The 18,909-nt window shown below is 71.9% G+C and carries 14 protein-coding genes; 6 read left to right on the forward strand and 8 right to left on the reverse strand.

Annotation, left to right across the window (positions count from 1 at the left end):
• The first annotated feature begins 71 nt into the window (after positions 1–71).
• Complete coding sequence (locus ABZ928_RS22855; RefSeq protein ID WP_361521842.1) at positions 72–566, forward strand: hypothetical protein; 495 nt, start codon at positions 72–74, stop codon at positions 564–566.
• Positions 567–572: 6 nt separating this feature from the next.
• On the opposite strand, the gene ABZ928_RS22860 is transcribed toward ABZ928_RS22855, so the two are convergent.
• On the reverse strand, positions 573–1,682 hold the full coding sequence (locus ABZ928_RS22860; protein ID WP_361521845.1) for a HAMP domain-containing sensor histidine kinase: 1,110 nt from the start codon (positions 1,680–1,682) through the stop codon (positions 573–575).
• Positions 1,675–2,370, reverse strand: coding sequence for a response regulator transcription factor (locus ABZ928_RS22865; RefSeq protein ID WP_361521848.1), 696 nt, complete (start codon positions 2,368–2,370; stop codon positions 1,675–1,677). Before ABZ928_RS22865 ends, ABZ928_RS22860 begins: the two co-directional genes overlap by 8 nt.
• Positions 2,371–2,456: 86 nt before the next feature.
• Here ABZ928_RS22865 and ABZ928_RS22870 point away from each other — a divergent pair, with 86 nt between their 5' ends.
• The 3 genes from ABZ928_RS22870 (at position 2,457) to ABZ928_RS22880 (ending at position 8,368) form a co-directional block, all read left to right on the forward strand.
• Positions 2,457–3,092, forward strand: a complete 636-nt coding sequence (locus ABZ928_RS22870) for a M15 family metallopeptidase (RefSeq protein ID WP_361521850.1) — start codon at positions 2,457–2,459, stop codon at positions 3,090–3,092.
• A 23-nt stretch (positions 3,093–3,115) separates the two neighbouring features.
• A complete protein-coding gene (locus tag ABZ928_RS22875) occupies positions 3,116–4,204 on the forward strand; it encodes an endonuclease/exonuclease/phosphatase family protein (RefSeq protein WP_361521853.1) in 1,089 nt (362 codons plus the stop codon).
• 291 nt (positions 4,205–4,495) lie between these two features.
• Entirely contained in the window at positions 4,496–8,368 is a 3,873-nt protein-coding gene (locus ABZ928_RS22880; protein ID WP_361521855.1) for a hypothetical protein, read from the forward strand.
• Here ABZ928_RS22880 and ABZ928_RS22885 read toward each other — a convergent pair.
• Together ABZ928_RS22885 and ABZ928_RS22890 are read right to left on the reverse strand one after the other, a co-directional pair.
• Positions 8,314–10,266 (reverse strand): N-acetylmuramoyl-L-alanine amidase, encoded by a 1,953-nt coding sequence (locus ABZ928_RS22885; protein WP_361521857.1) that lies wholly within the window; start codon positions 10,264–10,266, stop codon positions 8,314–8,316. The genes ABZ928_RS22880 and ABZ928_RS22885 overlap by 55 nt on opposite strands.
• A 276-nt stretch (positions 10,267–10,542) precedes the next feature.
• The gene (locus ABZ928_RS22890) at positions 10,543–11,682 is read right to left on the reverse strand and encodes an aminoglycoside phosphotransferase family protein (RefSeq protein ID WP_361521859.1); all 1,140 of its coding nucleotides are present in this window, start codon (positions 11,680–11,682) and stop codon (positions 10,543–10,545) included.
• A 252-nt stretch (positions 11,683–11,934) separates the two neighbouring features.
• Here ABZ928_RS22890 and ABZ928_RS22895 point away from each other — a divergent pair, with 252 nt between their 5' ends.
• Positions 11,935–13,425, forward strand: a complete 1,491-nt coding sequence (locus tag ABZ928_RS22895) for a hypothetical protein (RefSeq protein WP_361521862.1) — start codon at positions 11,935–11,937, stop codon at positions 13,423–13,425.
• 24 nt (positions 13,426–13,449) lie between these two features.
• Here the strand turns inward: ABZ928_RS22895 and ABZ928_RS22900 are convergent, their stop codons facing one another.
• Entirely contained in the window at positions 13,450–14,880 is a 1,431-nt protein-coding gene (locus ABZ928_RS22900; RefSeq protein ID WP_361521865.1) for a SpoIIE family protein phosphatase, read from the reverse strand.
• A gap of 264 nt (positions 14,881–15,144) precedes the next feature.
• Positions 15,145–16,623, reverse strand: coding sequence for a sigma factor (locus ABZ928_RS22905; RefSeq protein ID WP_361521867.1), 1,479 nt, complete (start codon positions 16,621–16,623; stop codon positions 15,145–15,147).
• A 188-nt stretch (positions 16,624–16,811) separates the two neighbouring features.
• Between ABZ928_RS22905 and ABZ928_RS22910 the strand changes: the two genes are divergently transcribed.
• Complete coding sequence (locus ABZ928_RS22910; RefSeq protein ID WP_361521870.1) at positions 16,812–17,225, forward strand: SsgA family sporulation/cell division regulator; 414 nt, start codon at positions 16,812–16,814, stop codon at positions 17,223–17,225.
• 37 nt (positions 17,226–17,262) lie between these two features.
• Here the strand turns inward: ABZ928_RS22910 and ABZ928_RS22915 are convergent, their stop codons facing one another.
• Entirely contained in the window at positions 17,263–17,679 is a 417-nt protein-coding gene (locus tag ABZ928_RS22915) for a hypothetical protein (protein ID WP_361521872.1), read from the reverse strand.
• A gap of 43 nt (positions 17,680–17,722) precedes the next feature.
• A complete protein-coding gene (locus ABZ928_RS22920) occupies positions 17,723–18,820 on the reverse strand; it encodes a chemotaxis protein (protein WP_361521875.1) in 1,098 nt (365 codons plus the stop codon).
• Between the last annotated feature and the right edge of the window lie 89 nt (positions 18,821–18,909).

The following is an 18,909-nucleotide window of genomic DNA, read 5'->3' on the forward strand; positions in this document are numbered from 1 at the left end:
CCCAGGGGCCCGGGGCTGGTCGCGCCCACCCGCGGCCGCCGCACGACCTCCCGGCCCCGTACGATAGGCGCATGTCGTTCCTCCGCCGCCGCGCCACCCCCGCCGGCCCCGACTTCGACGTCCTGGCCATGGACCCGGGCGACTGGCCCGGCAACCTCGGCGCCGGCCTGCTGCCCGCGCCCGACGGCACCTGCCAGGGCGTCTTCCTGCGCTACGACCTCTTCGGCGGCCGCGGCCCCGCGATGGTCATCGGCAACCTCCCCGAGGGCTCCCCGGCCAGGGACCTCGACGAGGAAGAGGTCCCCTTCGAGGTGGCCCAGCTGCTGCTCGCGCTGGAGAACGACGAGGAGGTGACCGTCGTCGGCACCGAGGACGTGCCGGTGATGCAGGGCGACAACCTCCTCATCGTGCGCCGCCTCAAGCTCTCCGAGAGCCGGATCTCCTGCGTCCAGTTCGACCGCAGCGACAACGTCCTGGTGACCATCGCCGCGTGGGACCGCCCGATCACGGACGACCTGTACGCCCTTCTGAAGCCACTGCCCGCGGAGCTCTTCCAGCAGGGCTGATCCCTCTCACTCTGACGGCCTCGCCGGGGCCGCGGGCAGTTCCACGGTGACGCGGATCCCGCCCGCGGGGCGTGGCGCGAGGGTGAGGGTTCCGTCGTGGGCCTCGGTGATGGTCTTGACGATCGCCAGGCCGAGGCCGACGCCCGGGTGGTCGTTGTGGACGCGCTCGGTGCCCCGCTGGAACGCCTCGGTGAGCGTCGAGACCAGCTCGGGGGTGAGCTTCTCCCCGGTGTTCTCGACGGTGAGCACCACCGTCCCGGACCGGACGCCGGTGTCGACCCACACCGCCCCCTTCTCGGGCAGGTTGTGGACGATCGCGTTGTGCACGAGGTTCATCGTCAGTTGCAGCAGGAGCGCCTGCGAACCGCTCGCGAGGGAGACATCACCACTCGTCTCGACGGTGACGCCGCGCTTCTCCGCCAGCGGCAGGAGCGTTTCCGTCGCCTCTTCCGCCAGCAGCGACAGGTCGACGGGCTCAGGGATGAAGGAGCGCTGCTCGGCGCGGCTGAGCAGGAGCAGGGCCTCGGTGAGGTCGATCGCCCGGGCGTTCACGGCGTGGAGGCGGCCGATGATCTCGCCGACGTCGCCGCCCGGGTCGGTCAGGGCCACGTCGAGGAGCGCCTTCGAGACCGCCAGCGGGGTGCGCAGCTCGTGCGAGGCGTTGGCGGCGAACCTGCGCTGTTCGGCGACGTGCGCCTCGTGCCGGGCGAGCATCGTGTCGAAGGCGTCGCCGAGTTCACGGAACTCGTCGCGGCGGCCGGGCAGCCGGACCCGGTGGGAGAGGGAGCCGGCCGACGCGAGGCGGGTGGCCTCGGTGATCCGGGTCAGCGGGGCGAGCATCCGGCCGGCCAGCACCCATCCGCCCACGAGGCCGAACACCAGGAGGAACGCCATGACCGCGGCCGCCCTCGGGGCGAAGACCTCCAGCAGGACCGAGCGGATGGGGAAAACACCGTTCGGCCTGTCGTCGGGGTTGTAGAGCATCGCCCGGTCGGGGACGTACCGCAGCAGGAACATCCACACCGCCGCGAGCAGCAGCCCCCCGGCCACCATGAGGAACGCGGCATAGCTGAGCGTGAGTTTGAGGCGCACGCTCATCCCGGGTGCCCTATCCACGACCGCCTCCTTCGTGCCCGGCCCCGGACTGGGTGTCGATGCGGTAGCCGACGCCCGGCACGGTGGCGATCGTCCAGGGTTCGCCGAGGCGTTTGCGCAGGGCCGAGACCGTGATGCGCACGGCATTGGTGAACGGGTCGGCGTTCTCGTCCCACGCCCGCTCCAGAAGCTCCTCGGCGCTGACGACACCGCCCTCCGCGGCGACGAGGACTTCGAGCACCGCGAACTGCTTCCGGGTCAGCGCGACATAGCGGCCGTCGCGGTACACCTCCCTGCGGAACGGGTCGAGGCGCAGACCCGCGATCTCGCGCACGGGAGGCCGGTGATGAGCGCGTCGGCGGTCGAGCGCCCTGAGCCGGAGCGCGAGTTCCTGGAGTTCGAAGGGCTTGGTGAGGTAGTCGTCGGCGCCGAGTTCGAACCCGGAGGCCTTGTCGTCGAGACGGTCGGCGGCGGTGAGCATGAGGATCGGCATGCCGCTGCCGGAGGCGACGATGCGTGCGGCGATCTCGTCCCCCGAGGGGCCGGGGATGTCACGGTCGAGGACGGCGATGTCGTAGGCGTTGATCCCCAGCAGCTCCAGCGCGGTGTCGCCGTCCCCCGCGATGTCCGCGGCGATCGCCTCCAGACGCAGACCGTCACGGATGGCCTCGGCCAGATACGGCTCGTCCTCGACAATCAGCACACGCATGCTCCGAGGCTACGAGCCCCCGCATATCGTCGGCATATCGAAAACCGCATACGGGCGGGCAACACGGCGCTGCCTTGACTGTCGGTATGACGCACACCGCACCCTCGGCACGACCACCGAACCGCCTGATTCGATGGCTCCTCCCCGCCTGCCTGTTAGCCGTCACCGCGGTGATCACCGCGGCCCTCGTGCACAAGCTCCCGAACGCCTCGCCCCCGTCGGCCGCGCCACCCCTCACCACTCTGCGTACCGAACACCTCCGTCCGCTCGGCGAGGCGGACGGCGCCGTCCCCGACGACGTGACCGTCTTCGACGACTCGATCCCGGCCGTGGCCAGACTCGACCCGGAGCTGCTCAACGCCCTACGCCGGGCCGCGACGGACGCCGCCGGTGACGGGGTCGACCTCCACGTCACCAGCGGCTGGCGTTCCCCGGCGTACCAGGACCGGCTGCTGCGCGAGGCGGTCGCCGAGTACGGGTCCGAGGACGAGGCCGCCCGCTGGGTGGCCACCCCTGAGACCTCACCCCATGTGTCGGGGGACGCGGTCGACCTCGGCCCCTCCGACGCGACGGCGTGGCTGTCCGAACACGGTGCCGCCTACGGGCTGTGCCAGATCTACCGAAACGAACCCTGGCACTACGAACCGCGCGACGAGGCGATCGACCGCGGTTGCCCGCGCATGTATGCCGACCCCACCCAGGATCCGAGGATGCAGCAGTGACCGACCGTGCACGAGGACAGGCCATGACGCAGGTGGACACCGCACCGGCCGAGCAGGACCACGCCGGACCGCGGGACACCGGCTCCGGCACCTGGCGCGAGGGCCTCCACCGCGTGGTCGTCCGTGCTCTGCGGCCCGGGCCGTGGAAGCGCGGCCGGGTCCTCGCGGCACTGGCGCTGCTCCTCGGCCTGCTCATGCTGCTGCACGCGAAGATCCCGAACGGCGTCGGGCGTCTGGGGAGCGTCGGCAGCCTGGTGGAGACCTTCCTGCCGTGGTTCGGCCTGTTCGTCCCGGTGCTGCTGGCCGCCGCACTGTGGCGCCGCTCCGCCACCGCGGTCGCCGCACTGCTGGTACCGACCGTGGCGTGGCTGAACCTCTTCGGCGGCCTCCTCGGCGACAAGTCCCACTCCGCCGGGGACCTCACCCTGGTCAGCCACAACGTCGGCGCCGACAATCCCGACCCCGCAGGCACCGCCCGCGACCTGATCGCCTCCGGGGCGGACGTCCTCGCGCTGGAGGAGCTGAGCGCGCCGGCAGCGCCGCTGTACGAGAAGGCGCTGGCGACGGCGTACCCCCACCACACGGTGCAGGGCACGGTCGGGCTGTGGAGCAAGCTCCCGCTCTCCGGCACCCGGCCCGTCGACACCGAGATGGACGCCGGACCGCTGGGAGACACCAAGCCCGCCGACGTCAAGCTGTCGTACAACCGGGCCCTGCGCACGACCGTGGCCACGGACCAGGGGCCCCTCACCGTGTACGTGGCCCACCTGGGATCCGTACGTGTCACTCCCAGGACGGGCTTCTGGACGGACAGCCGGGACCGGAACGCGCAGGCCCTGGGCAAGGCCCTCGCCGCCGAGAAGAGCGAGCGGGTCGTGCTGCTCGGCGACCTGAACGGCACCATGGACGACCGCGCGCTCGCCTCCGTCACCTCGCGGCTGCACTCGGTCCAGGACTCGGCCGGGGACGGCTTCGGCTTCACCTGGCCGGCGACGTTCCCGGTGGCGCGGATCGACCAGATCCTGGTGCGGGGCGTGACGGCGGAGAGCTCGTGGGTGCTGCCGGCGACCGGGAGCGACCACTTGCCGGTGGCGGCCGGCATCAGCTGGTGAACCACGGCGGGAGGTGGGCACATCGTGGACTCCGAAAGGCCGACAGCCCCCCCGTGCTCGGCCTTCCGGAGCCCGCCCGCGGCCGGTGTCCCACCCACCACGGCGGCACCCGGGGTTCCCCCGAACCGTCCGCCGCGACGGCCGACCCGGGTGCCGTGAACCCAGTCTTCCGGCGGGCGAAGTTGTCCGGCAGCCCCCTTTCGCCACTTCAGACAATTACCGGACAGCGATGTCACGCCGCCTTGCCCCGCCGCGTCCCCGCTCCGTAACGTGCGGGACGGAGGGGGTGTCATGGGGCGACGCGAGCGAGCACTCGACCCGACGGAGGGTGCCGCCGCCCGATTCGCCCTGGAACTGCGGAAGTTACGGCAGGAGGCCGGCGGGCTTACCTACCGCGCGATGGCCGCGCGCGCCCACTACTCCACCGCCACCCTCGCGCAGGCCGCGTCGGGCGACCGCCTCCCGTCCCTCCAGGTCACCCTCGCCTACGTCACCGCGTGCGGAGGCGACCCGGACGAATGGGAGCGGCGCTGGCACCAGGCGGCCGAGGAGGAGACCGAGGACCGGCGCGCCGCGGACGACCCGGGACAGGCCCCCTATCTGGGTCTGGCCCGCTTCGAAGCCGAGGACCACGAGCGGTTCTTCGGCCGCGACCGGCTCGTCGAGCGACTGGCGGAGATGGTCGGCCGCGAGCCCGTCGTCGTGCTCGTCGGCCCGTCGGGCAGCGGCAAGTCCTCCTTGCTGCGCGCCGGCCTCATCCCCCGGCTCGCGGAGGGCGCCCGCGTCCTCGCACCCGGCCCGCACCCCGCACGCGATCACGCGGACGCCCTGGAGACGGGTACGTCCGTCGTCCTGGTCGACCAGTTCGAGGAGCTCTTCACCCTCTGCACGGACCCCGACGAACGCACCCGCTTCCTCGACCTGCTCTTCGCCGACGCCGAGCCCGAGCCCGGCCCCGACCTCGGGCCCGACCCCGGTCGGCGGGTCGTGATCGCCGTACGCGCCGATTTCTACGGCCACTTGACCCGGTACCCCCGGCTCGCCGAAGCCGCCCAGGACGCCACCCTGCTCGTCGCCCCCATGGGCCCCGACGAACTCCGCGAGACCATCGTCCGGCCCGCCGCCCTCGGCGGCCTCGTCGTGGAACGCACCCTGACGGCACGCCTGTTGGAGGACGTCGCCGACGAACCGGGCGGCCTGCCGCTGATGTCCCACGCCCTGCTGGAGACCTGGCGCCGCCGCCGAGGCCGTACGCTCACGGAGGCAGCGTACGAAGCGGCGGGCGGCCTGCACGGGGCCATCGCCCGCACGGCGGAGGAACTGTACGCGGACCTCACCCCCGAACAGGCCGCGACCGCCCGCCGGGTCCTGCTCCGGCTGGTGACCCCGGGCCAGGGCACCCCGGACACACGACGCCCGACCGACCGCGCCGAACTCGCGATAGGCGCCGGAAGCGTCGAAGGGGTCGAAGAGGTCGGAGGGGTCGAAGAGGACGCCGACACCGCCCTCGTCCTCGAACGCCTCGCCCGCGCCCGCCTCATCACCCTCGACCAGGGCACCGTCGACCTCGCCCACGAGGCTCTCCTCACCGCCTGGCCCCGGCTGCGCACCTGGATCGACGAGGACCGCGAACGCCTCCGTGCCCAACGGCAGCTCACCGAAGCGGCGGTGGCCTGGGAGTCGCTGGACCGCGACCCCGACTCCCTCTACCGGGGCGTCCGACTGACCGGAGCCGAGGAGCACTTCGGGGCGCGGGCGTCCGAACTCACCCCACTCGAACGGGACTTCCTCGCCCGCAGCACCCGCGCCCGCCGCCGCGACCGGCGTCGGCGCGGGGCCCGCTTCACCGTCCTGTCCCTCCTGGTCGTGCTCAGCCTCGTCGCGGGCCTGGTGGCCTGGCAGCAGAACCGGGCGAGCGAGCGGCGGCACATCGAGGCGGAGGCCCGTCGGATCGCCGGTGTGGCGGAGAGCCTGCGGCTGTCCGACCCGGTCACGGCGATGCGGCTGAGCCTGGCCGCATGGCGGGTGGCCGACCTGCCGGAGACCAGGTCCGCGCTGCTCGCGGCCGCCGCCCAGCAGGAACAGGACGTCTTCACCGACCCGGACCAGGGCAAGCAGACCCTGCGCCGCCTCAGCCCCGACGGGCGCACGCTGCTCAGCCTCGGTACCGACCAGGTGACCCGCTGGGACGTCGACGATCACCGGCGCGTCGACCGGCTGCCCGGTCTGGGTGCCACGATGCCGCAGGCCGGCGCGCCGAGGACGGACACCGACTGGCTCCCCGTCTTCGAGGGCACGAAGGTCGCCCTGCGCGACCTCACCACCGGACACCGCGACGAGGCGCCGCTCACGGACGCCGACGGCGGAGTGGAGATGAGCCCGAGCGGCCGCACCCTCGTCGTCTACGACACGGCGGGCGAGACCCGCACCACCCAGCTGTGGGACGTCGGCACCCGCCGCAGACTGCTGGAGATCAAGGAGCCCCGGGACTCCGGGACGTTCGGCGAGGCAGGCATGTCCTGGGCCCGTCTCATCGCGCTGCGCAAGCAGCTCCAGAAGGAGCGCCGCGCGGTGGTCGTGCGGGCCGACGAAGGCCTCCCCGACGCCACGGCCAGCCCCGACGACCGTCTGCTGGCCCTCTGCACCCCGGGCCGCCCGCTCCAGCTGTGGGACGTCAGGGCACAGCGCCGCATACCGGCCCCCTGGCTGCCGAAGGTCACTCTGGAGACCTGTCTCCGCGAACAGGTCACGTTCAGCCGCGACGGACGTCTGCTCGGGATCGTCGACACCGACGGCTTCCGCGCCTGGCGGACCGACAGCGGCAAGCAGGTGGCCGCCATCGAGCAACCGGACCTGAAAATGGCCCAGTTCGGCGCCGACGGCACCTTCGTCGCGGCCTCGGACGGCGAGGAGATCCTGGTCTGGCGCCTGACCGCCCCCGTCTTCCCGGTCTTCCGTCACCGGCTCTCCGGCGAGGTCGTCAAGGAGATCCGCCTCGACGCCCGCACCCTTCGCTACCTCGGCGGCGCCGAAGGAGTGTGGGGCCCCACCGTCCACACGGTCACCCTGGGCCGGGCGACGACCGCCCAGTGGAGCCGCACGGAGGCCTACGCGCAACGGTTCAGTCCGAACGGCACCCTGCTCGCCACGGTCCGCCCCGACCCCGACGGCAAGTACCTCCACTTCCGCCTCCAGGACGCCCGCACCGGCCGGAGCCTCGCCGACCTCGGCCATATGCCGTGCGCGTTCCCCGAAGGCGACACCCCGCTGATGTACTGCACCGTCACCCTGTCCTTCGACACCTCCGGCACGCTCGCCTACGGCGTGGCGCACTACATCTCCGCCCACGCACCGGAACGCATCCAGTTCTACGACACCGACGCCCGGCGCATCACCGCGACCCTGACCTCCGACGAACTCGGCTCCGCCCCACTGGCCCACATCGCCTTCGGCCCGGGCGACCGTTCCCTCCTGCTCACCGAAGAGCCCGGCGCCGACACGGCCGACACCCGCGTCTGGGACCTCCGCCGCCACACGACGACCGCCACCCTGCACGGCACAACCGGCGGCACCCTCCTGCACCCCGACGGCGACCTGGTCGTCACCACCGGCGGAGAGGCCTACCGCCTGCCCTCCGGCACCCGACTGCCCTCGACCGGGCTCCCCGGCGGCGGGACCGCCATGTCCTTCAGCCCTGACGGCGCCTACCTGGCGGTGGGCGAGGGCTCCGGCCGCGTCGACCTCTGGGACGGCCGGCTCACACGCCGCCTCGGTGTCCTCGCCGCCCCCGACACCACCACCTACCAGTACGTCTCCGCCCTCGCCTTCTCCCCGGACGGCCGCACCCTCGCGGTCTCCGGCGACGAAGGCACGCTCCAGCTCTGGGACGTCGCCTCCCGCCGCCGTATCGGAGCACCGCTGCCCACCCCGGGCGACACCGTCACCGCGCTCGCCTTCAGCCCCGACGGCACCCTCCTGCGCGCCGCCGGGAACCACACCCCCGTGCAGACGTACGCGATCACAGCGGAGGCCGCCGCCGACACCGTCTGCCGACGGGTCCGCGACGGCCTCTCGTCCGAGGAGTGGCACCGCCAACTGCCTGACGTCCCCTACCGGGAGACCTGCACGTCCACGTCCGCCGCCCGCACGAACGCCACGCGGTGACCGTACTGGATCTCGTAGTAGAGGTCCTTGCCGACCACGACCTTGTGGGAGTCCGTGGTGAAGGTCACGGCGTAGTAGTACTCGCCGGGCACCTTGTCGCCGACCACGTACTTCTGGTTCTCCAGGACCTTGTACGGCAGCGGCGACACCGCCTGTGCGGGCACTCCCGTCGGATAGGCGGAGGCCTCGGGGTAGGCGCGTCCGTACACCGGGATCTCCTTGAGACCGGCCTTGGGCGTGACCACCAGGCCGGACGCGGGCACCGCGGCCGGGTCCTTCTTCGGGTTCTTGAACCAGGCCGTCTGGCCCAGGTACCAGATCGCCGTCCAGTCCCCGTCGCGGTCGGCGACCGCGTACTGCTGGCCGGTGGAGACCCGCGAGGAGATGTCGTTGACGCCGGTCGTCGGTGTGGTGCCCCGGCCGATGTCCTTGATGAGCGGGTAGTTCTCGCCGGGGCCGGAGTACAGCCGCACCTCGCTCGACCCGTGCGCCGCGCACGGTACGTCCTTGGTGACGCAGCCGGTGTACACGGGCTGGTTGGACGTGTAGTCGGGGCGGATCGTCACCATCCCGGAGTGCTTCTTCGCGGTGGCCTTGAAGGGGTGGCCGAGCAGCTGGAAGTAGTGCCGCCAGTCCCAGTACGGGCCGGGGTCGGTGTGCATGCCGGGGACGGTCGAGGTGGTCGGTCCCGGCACGTTGTCGTGGCCGAGGATGTGCTGCCGGTCCAGCGGGATGTCGTACTTCCTGGCGAGGTACTTCACGAGACGGGCCGAGGACCGGTACATCGCCTCCGTGTACCAGGCGTCCGGGTTCGCCAGGAAGCCCTCGTGCTCCAGGCCGATCGACTTGGCGTTGACGTACCAGTTGCCCGCGTGCCAGGCCACGTCCTTGGCCTTCACATGCTGGGCGATGTGACCGTCCGTGGAGCGCAGGGTGTACTGCCAGGACACATAGGTGGGGTCCTGCACCAGGTTGAGGACGCCCTCCCAGCCGCCCTCCGTGTCATGGATGACGATGTACTTGATGCTCTGCGACGCCGGACGGTCGCCCAGGTCGTGGTTGCCGTAGTCGTTGTCGCCGAACTCCTCGTACGGCGCCGGGATCCACTCGCAGGACACCGACTTCGGGCACTCGGTGTCCCCGGTGCCGAGGGTCCGCAGCCCCGCCCCCGCGAGCTGCCCGGTCTCGGGGGCGAGGTCCGGCTGGGCCGCCAGCGCCATCAGCTGGCCGGCGTCCGTGGTGCGCTCCTCGCCGGTGCGGATCACGTCGTACACGTCGTCGGCGTACGCCGCCGCGGTCGCCGTGTCGTCCGCGCCCGAGAAACGGGCCACCGCCGCATACCAGTCGGCCGGGTCCGCGCTGAGCGGTTCGCCCAGGTCCCGCTGCGCGTCCGCGAGGAGCGCGGCACCCCCGGCGACGTTCGCCGCGGGATCGGTACGGAGTTCCTCGGCGCTCAGGCCGGTCAGTTCCGCCGCCTTCGGCAAGGTCGTGAGGCGGGCCGGGAAGGACGTCGGCGCCGGGACCTCGGTCTCCGGGAGCAGGGCGGTGCGGGCGCTGTCGCCGCGGGCGTCCTCCGTGCCCTCGCTGTGGTGCGGGGCCTCGGCCAGCGCGGTGCGGGCGTCGGTGAGATGCATCGGGCCGTAGCCGCCGGTCACACTCGGCGCCCCGGCGTGCGCGTCCCAGCGGGACTGGAGAAAGGAGACGCCGAGCAGAACGCTCTGCGGCACCCGGTACTCGGCGGCGGCCGAGGCGAACGCCAGCTGAAGGCTGTTCGCCTCCGACCGCGCGGCGGAGGGGGCGGCGCCGAGCAAGGGGAGCAGCAGTGCCGCCGTGGCGGCCGCGCCGACGGCGGTCCGTGTACGTCTGTGGCCGGCGCTGGTCGGGTCGGATCCTCGCAATGCAGCCTCCTGGGACGGTCGGGCGCGATGAGCCGTGCGGGGCCGGGCGTGCGTCAGTGGTACCGGCTTGCCGACGATCCGTCAATCATGCCCAGGGAAAGGCGAATTCCCTTGTCAACCAGGGGGCCCGGGAGTTTCGTGATGGTGCCGCGCGGGCCTGCGGGGCGTCAGTGGCTTACACCAATGGGGTGTTGAGAGGCCGTTTCCGGAAGGGTGCGCATACGAAGGTCCGCGGTGCGCCACTGTCCCAGGGCGCACCGCGGACCGACGTCCCCGTCAGCGAGTGCCGACCGCCGCGCGCACGGCCCGTCGGGCCAGCTGGCAGTCGTCGTGCAGCCGCCGCAGCAGCAGCCGCTGCTCCTCGCCGGACGGCGCAGCACCTGGGTGGGCCACTCCCGGTGCCGCCGGGGTCGTGTCGTGCATCGAACGCTGCACGGCCGTCTCATAGGTACGGATCTCACGGGTCAGTACGAGCATCAGATTCACCAGGAACGCGTCACGGGAGGCGGGCCCCGCCGACTGCGCGATCTGGCTGATCTGACGGCGGGCCACCGGTGCGTCCCCGAGCACCGACCACAGCGTCGCCAGGTCGTACCCCGGCAGATACCAGCCCGCGTGCTCCCAGTCCACCAGCACTGGACCGGCCGGTGAGAGCAGGATGTTCGAGAGCAGTGCGTCGCCGTGGCAGAACTGGCCCATGCCGTGCCGGCCCGCGGTCGTCGCGATGCCGTGCAGCAGCTTCTGCAGATCGCCCATGTCCCGGTCGGTGAGCAGACCCAGCTCGTGGTACCGGGAGATCCGGGCCGCGTAGTCCAGCGGGGCGTCGAAGGTGCCCGCCGGCGGCCGCCACGCGTTCAGCCGGCACACCGCGCCGAGCGCCGCCCTGATGTCCGCCCGCGGCGGGGCCTCGGCCGGGTGCCGGTGCAGCGCCGCCGCCCGTCCCGGCATCCGCTCGATCACCAGGGTGCAGTTGTCCGGGTCCGCCGCGATCAGCCGGGGCACCCGCACGGGCGGGCGATGCCGGACGAACGAGCGGTATGCCGCTATCTCGTGCCGGATCCGCTCGGCCCACACGGGCGAATGGTCCAGTAAACACTTGGCGACGGCCGTGCTGCGCCCGGTCGTCCCCACCAGGAGGACGGAGCGCCCGCTGCGGCGCAGCACCTGCACCGGAGCGAACTCCGGACAGATCCGGTGCACCGACGCGATCGCCGTACGCAGCTGCGCGCCCTGAGGGCCGGACAAGTCGAGTCTCCCGCTGAGCGGTTGGGTGCCGAGCCCCGGAACGCGCCGCGTCCTGCCGGCACCGAGCACGGGGGCCGCCGGGCGAGCGGGGTCGAGGTAGGGGCCGCTGCCCGCCGGGCGGGGGTGCAGCGACCGGGGCGGGGCGGACACGGAGGACGATGCTGCGTACATGGGCGAAACAGATCCCTTCGTGTGCCAGCAGTGCATATCTGCGCGAGTGCGCTACCCGGCCCGGCCGCCCGGGTGCACCCTGGGGAATGCATCCGTCATATGGCAGCGGCCGGGTCGGGGTGGCGCGTTCCTACCTGACACCCATCGCCCAGTGGCACACCATCTGGCGCACCCTGGCGAACCCTGGCGAATAGTCGCCCGGCAACTCTCACCGGGCTACTGTCAACTCAGCCGAGAACCTGGGGGCTTGACGTGAGCGGACAACCCAACACCCGACTTTCGGACCTGTTCGGCCTGGCCGGCTGGTCCAAGGGTGAACTCGCGAGGCTGGTGAACCGGCAGGCGGCGGCCATGGGCCACCCCCAACTGTCCACCGACACCTCGCGGGTCCGGCGCTGGATCGACATGGGAGAGATCCCGCGCGATCCGGTGCCGCGAGTGATGGCTGCCCTGTTCACCGAGCGTCTCGGCCGTGTCGTGACCATCGAGGACCTCGGTCTGGTCCGGCACGGGCGCACGGGGAAACGGCAGGGCGGCGGGAATGCGGAACATCCCGACGGTGTGCCGTGGGCGCCCGAGCGGACGGCTGCGGTCCTCACCGAATTCACGGGAATGGACCTCATGCTCAACCGACGCGGCTTGGTGGGCGCGGGTGCCGCGCTCGCCGCGGGATCCGCACTCAGCAGCGCCATGCACGACTGGCTCCACACCGATCCGGCCCTGACGGCCGACGCCCCCCGTTTCGACGATCCCCTGCACGCCGACCCCGCTGGGTTCGACCGCTATGAGGCCGCCCCCATCGGGTCGCAGGAGATCGAGGAACTGGAGCGTTCCGTCGAGGTGTTCCGGGCGTGGGACGCGGCTCGCGGCGGCGGGCTTCAGCGCAAGGCAGTCGTAGGCCAACTCAACGAGGTGGGCGGCATGCTCGCCTACCGACACCCCGAACATCTCCAGCGGCGCCTGTGGGGCGTCGCCGCCAACCTCGCCGTCCTCGCGGGCTGGATGTCGCATGACGTCGGCCTGGAGCCCACGGCTCAGAAGTACTTCGTCATCGCCGCCCACGCGGCCCGAGAGGGCGGCGACCGGCCCCGCGCCGGGGAGGCGCTCTCCCGAGCGGCTCGCCAGATGGTGCACCTGGGCCGGCCCGACGACGCACTCGACCTCATGAAACTCGCCCAGTCGGGATCCGGCGACGAGGTGCTGCCGCGCACCATGGCGATGCTCTACACCGTGGAGGCCTGGGCACAGGCCTCGATGGGCAAGGGCCAGGCCATGCGCCGCACCCTCGGCCGGGCGGAGGACCTCTTCGTCTCCGACCGGGGCGATGTGCCGCCGCCGAGCTGGATGCAGATGTTCAAGGAGGAGGATCTGTACGGCATGCAGGCCCTGGCCTACCGCACGCTGGCCGAGCACGAGCCGGGTGCGGCCGCGCATGCCCAGCACTACGCGGAGAAGGCCCTGGCCCTGCGGGTCGACGGACGGCAGCGGTCGAAGATCTTCGACTTCCTGTCGATGGCCTCCGCCTGCTTCATCGCGGACGACCCGGAACAGGCGGACCGGTACGCCAGGCTGGCCCTGGTGTCGATGGGCTCCAACTCCTCGCACCGCACCTGGGACCGGCTGCGCCAGATGTACCGGCTCACCGCCGAGTACTCCAGCTACCCGAAGATCCACGAGCTGAGGGAGGAGATCAAGCTGGCGTTGCCGAAGCCGGTCAAGAGTGGCAACAGCGCACGGGCATAGGGGGTTTGTGCGCTGTAACCCTGACTAGACCGTCACTTTGGCGATGAGCACACAGGCGTCGTCCGCGCGCTCGGTCTCGCCGAACTCCTCCACCACCAGCCGTACGCAGTCCTGTGCGGTCCGCGCCTCGGCGAAGCGCGGAGCCAGGTCGAGGAGACGGTTCACGGCCTCCGCGTCGCTGTCCCTGGGCACCAGCCCGTCGGTGTGCAGCAGAAGCAGGTCGCCGGCTTCGAGGGTCTCTTCGGCCTGCTCGTAGACGGCGCCCGAGGTCGCGCCGAGCAGGACGCCGTCCGGTGCGCTCAGCCTGCGCCCCGTCCCGCCGCGGAACAGCAGCGGGGCGGGGTGTCCGGCCTGTGCCCACACCAGCGAGCGGGTCTGCGGCCGGTAACGGCAGCAGACCGCGCTGCCGAGCGCGGGCTGCACGGTGGCGTCGAGCAACTGGTTGAGCAAGGACAGCAGTTGACCCGGCTGGGTGCCGGCCATCGCCATACCGCGGACCGCACCGAGCAGCGTCGCCATGCCGGACGTCACGGCGACGCCGTGCCCGGTGAGGTCGCCGACGCTGAGCAGCATGTCGCCGTCGGCGAGTTCGAGGGCGTCGTACCAGTCGCCGCCGATCAGCGCGCTGGTCGACGACGGCAGATAGTGCGCCGCGAGATCCAGGCTCTCGAGGCCGGCGCGGTGCGGGAGCCGCAGGGAACCGCGCCACGGCGGCAGCACGGCCTCCTGCAGCTCGACCGCGAGCCGGTGCTCGGTCTGCGCGCGGTGCTGGTGGCGCTGGAGCGAGTCACGGGTCTCGCTCACCACCCTCTGGCTGCGGCGCAGTTCACTCACGTCCCGCAGCACGGCCCACATGGACGCGGTGCTGCCGTCGGTGTCGAGCACGGGCTCGCCCATCATGTGCACGGTGCGCACGGCACCGTCCGGGCGGACCACCCGGAACTCCCCATCGATGGGCTTGGCATCGACGAGGCAGTCCGTGACCATCGACGTCAGCTTCCGCCGGTCCTCGTCGAGGACCAGGGAGGGCAGTTCGTCGAGGGTGAGCGGGGGAGTGGCCGGGTCGCGGCCCAGGATCTGGTACAGCTCCCCGGACCAACTGGCCTCGTCCGTCAGCAGGTTCCACTCCGCGCTGCCGACCCTGCTGAGCAGGGAGCCGCGCCGGGGAGCGGTCGGCGCGGCCGGGGTGGCGGACACCGACTCGGCCGTCGTGGGCACGGGCGGTCCGTCCCGCAACTGCGCCAAGTGCTCGTCGAGGTCGTTGAGTTGATGCAGCGCCAGGTCGTACAGCGCGCGCTGCCAGCGTCCCTGTGGGTCCGATCCGTCGTCCTGTGCGTCCCGCCGTACGGCGTCCATGTCGCCCTTGAGCCGCCGCGTCTGCGATATGAGCGCGTCGACCGAGCCGCGACCTGGCGGCTGGGCGGCTGGGCGGTCCGCAGAGAGATGGGACGGCATGACGCGCTCCGATGCGGGGAGGTACGACCAAGGGTGACGGAGGGACCGTTACGACTGTGGCACAGCCCGCGACGCCCTGTAAGGGATTTGGCAACACACGATACGGTGGTGCTTCTGGCATATGCCACAGTCTTCACGGAGGGGTTTCCCCGTGCGATTGCTGTACGCCGCCCGGTGGGGCAAGTCGTAGTCAGCGTACGCGAGTTGACGGACCGTCCGGGGTTTGTGACCGGCATTCAGTTATGTGTTCGACGACCCCGTGTTCTATGAGGTGTAGCAGACGTAGATCGGTCCGTGCCAGGGCTCGCACACGGGGGTGTCGAGGGTGGGCTCGGGCGTCGGCTCGACGGGGGTCGGTGTCGGAGTTGGAGTCGGCAGGATCACCGTGGGCGTGGGCGTGGGCGTGGGCGTGGGCGTCGGAGTAGGTGTCGGCGTGGGGGTTGGGGTGGGGGTCGGTGTCGGTGTCGGTGTCAACTCGGGCTCCGACGTCACGGTCTCCGGAGTCGCCGCCTCGGATGGAGTGACCGCGTCTTCCGAAGCGGTTGCCTCGGGCTCGGTCGCCGTGTCCTCCGGTTCGGCCGCCTCGGGAACCGCCGGGCTCGCCCCGGTCGGCGCCGGTGCCTCGGCCTCGGTCGCGGAATCGTCGGCCGCCCGCTCCTCGGCTCCCGCGACGTCGACTCCCTCCGCACCCGGCTCCTCCACCTCCGGCTCCTCCACCTCCGGCTCCTTCGCGCCCCGCTCCTCGGTGTCCCCCGTTCCTTCAGTCACCCCCGGCGTCCCCACCACCGTCGCGGCCCGCTGCTGCGGCACCGGTGTGGACTCGCTCGCGCTGCTCAGGATGAGCCCGGCGGCCACCGCCGCGCCCGCCACGGTCGCCCCGATGGCGGTCATCGCGGCGGCGGGCACCTTGGAACCGCCGGTCACGACATGACGCACCGCGTGCAGCAGACCTCCGCCGTGCCCACCCGCACCCGTACCTGCGGCCGCCCCCGCGGACCCCGCCGCCAGCGGCAGCAGGAACTTGCCCGAGCCGCCCAGGACGAAGATCAGCAGGGCCGGACCGACCAGCGCGGGCAGCCGGTCGTTGGCGGTCATCAGGGCCGCGAGCCGGGCGCGGCAGTCGGCGCAGTCGTCGAGGTGGGCGAGGAGCTGCTCGGACTGCCTAGGGGTGGCGGCCTCGCGGACGTACGCCGGCATGCGGTCCCAGTGTGTCGCGCACGCCGGGTCGTCAGGGGTGCCCGGGTGCGCCCGCAGGAACGCCTGGCGCATGCCCTCGCGGGCCCGGTGCAGCAGTACGGCGGTGGCGCCCCGTCTGGTCCCGATGCGCCGCCCGATGTCCTCCAGCGGCACCCCCTCCGCCTCCGCGAGCCACAGCGCCTTGACCCACCGCCGCGGGAGCTGGCCGAGCACGCGGTTGAGGAGGTCGACCGAGGAGACCCGCTCGGCGGGGTCCTCCACGACGCTCACCTCGACGCGCTCCGCGGTCCACGGGTCCAGCGGTGTCTCGCGCGCCGCGCTGCCGACCGTGGCCGCGAGATGGCGCACGGTCGTCATCAGATACGCCGGGACGTTGTCCACCTCGTGCCCCGCGGACAGCCGCCGCCAGACCCGGAAGTGCGCCTCGGCGACCAGATCGTCGGCCACCCAGGCGTTGCCCGTCAGGGAGCGGGCGTAGGCGACGAGGCGCGGCTGCTCCTCCTCGTAGACGCGGGTGTACGCGGATATCGCGGACTCGGGTGACATGACAGGAACTCTCCGTTCCCCTGCGGTGGGTTCGGACAAGTTCGTAACCCTAAATGACAGATGCACCTTTTGCGGGTGACGCAGGTCACATCAATTGGTAGGGGCTTCCGCGTAATGCAAACGGCACCTGCGAGGTCGTACAAGCATCGGCAACACGGCCGACCTCCGATCCGCAGTGGAGACCGACCATGGACATCAACCTTGAGCAGCCCGCCGCCGGACGCCTCATCACGGCCGACGAGCAGGAGCTCCCCGTCCCGACGACGCTGCGCTACACCTCCGCCGACCCGTTCGCGGTGCACCTCGACTTCCCGCCCGAGGTCTCCCTCGACGGCGAGGTGGTCAGCTGGACCTTCGCGCGCACGCTGCTGGAGGCCGGGCTGAGCGGCCCGGCGGGCAGCGGGGACGTGCACCTGTGGCCGTGCGGCCGCGCCCGCACGGTGGTGGAACTCCACTCGCCGTACGGGCTGGCCCTGCTCCAGTTCGACACCTCGGCGCTGCGCCGGTTCCTGCTGCGCACGTACGCCGTCGTGGCGGCCGGGCAGGAGGACGTCGGCGCGGAGGTCGAGCGCGGGCTGAGCGCGCTGTTCGGGAACGTGTGAAGGGGGCCCGTCGCGGCTCGGCACACCCTCAGGCGCGTCAGGCGTCCACCGCCATGGATCTGGCCAGGGTCCAGACGGCGACGATGTCGAGCGTCATCACGCTGATCGACCACAGCGGATAGAACGGGATGAACATGAACTGCGTGATCAGGCTGACCGCGCCCAGCGCCGCGCCGGCCCCGGTGCCCCAGCTCTTGCCGAGGAGCACCCCCAGGCCGGCGGCGACGAGCCCGATGCCGACGACGATGTGGATCCAGCCCCAGGCCGTGAGGCTGAACTCGTAGGTGTAGTCGGGCGAGCTGAAGATGGTGTCGCGGGTGACGCCGACGACACCGAGCAGGATGCTGAGCGTTCCGCTCAGTTCCAGCGCCCAGCCGGCGAAGAGGGTGAGACCTCCGCCCAGGCGTCGTGCGGTCATGTCGGGGTGTCGCACCCCGCCGGATGTCTGCGCCATGCCAGGGCCTTTCCGTGCAGTGTGGTCGTCCCCGAGCTCGGCGTCAGTACCGCAGCACCCCCGCGATCCCCCGGGCGTCGCCCAGGGTGCCGTCCGGCACGAACCGGACGTCGGCGCCCGTCTCCAGGCACTGCTCGACGATTTCGTCCACGATGTCCTCGCGGGAGTCGAGGTCGTCGCTCGCGGCCGGGATCAGGTGGTCGCCGCCCTCGTCGCGGACGGTCACGCGGTAGTTCTCCTCCACGGCCAGCAGCCGGACCCGGCCTTCCCGGGCGTTCTGCCACACCTCGTCCACGCCGGCCGCGAAGGCCCGGCGCCCGCGTGCCGTCTCCAGTTCGCGGGCCACGGCGGCGGTGTTCTTGCGGGTCTCGGCCTCCTGCAACGGCCGTACCGTCTGCCACACCGCGTCCGGGGTGCCGTGCGCGAGACCGCCGTGCGGGACGTGGACGGCGTCCTTGGTGGCGCCGCCGACCTCGTCCAGCGCGGAGAGCGCCGCGGTCTCGCCCGTGATGTAGAGCGGCCGTGGATCCTCGCGCAGCAGCCGGCCCATCGCGGTGTCGGCGTCCCGCAGGAAGTGCCGGGTGCCCTCGTCGCGGAAGGTGCTCGGCAGATCGCCGATCCGTTCCTGGCGTTCGGCGTCGAAGTTCTCCTGGCTCCTGGTCAGCGGGAATCCGCCGCCCCGGTGCTCGGTGACCCGGTCCGTGCCGCCGTTCCACAGCGTGACGTGGTCGGCGGAGACCGAGAGGACCCAGAACGGCCGCTCGGCGGCCTGTGCGGAGACGAGATTGCGGGTCAGGAAGGTGTCCGAGAGGACCACCCGCTCGGGTACGGACCGGGCGAGCGACCACACCTGGTGCTCACCCGGAGCGGCGAAGATCACCAGACCGTCCTCGGCGTGGGCCAGATCGACCTCGGCGAGGGCCTGGTCGAGCTGCCGTTCGACATCGACGCGCCGCTCCCGGCTGACCGCGGGATCGGCCTCCAGCTGCTTCTTGGCCTCGGCCACGACATTGCGCAGCCGGACCGGGTCCTGGGAGTTCTCGGGCTCCCGGCGATGGGTCGGAGTCAGCACGGACACCGCCGGATAGGGGCGCGGGCGCCGCAGCTCGGAAAGGGTCGTGGGACTGAGTGCGTGCTCCATATCAGCACGATAGGACCGTTTGCCGGATAGGGCATTAGGGGCAATCAAGTCGGGCATTCAGGGCAATTCGCTGCTAGCGTCGCTTGAGT

The sequence above is a fragment of the Streptomyces sp. NPDC046909 genome (assembly GCF_040644695.1).
GTDB lineage: Bacteria > Actinomycetota > Actinomycetes > Streptomycetales > Streptomycetaceae > Streptomyces.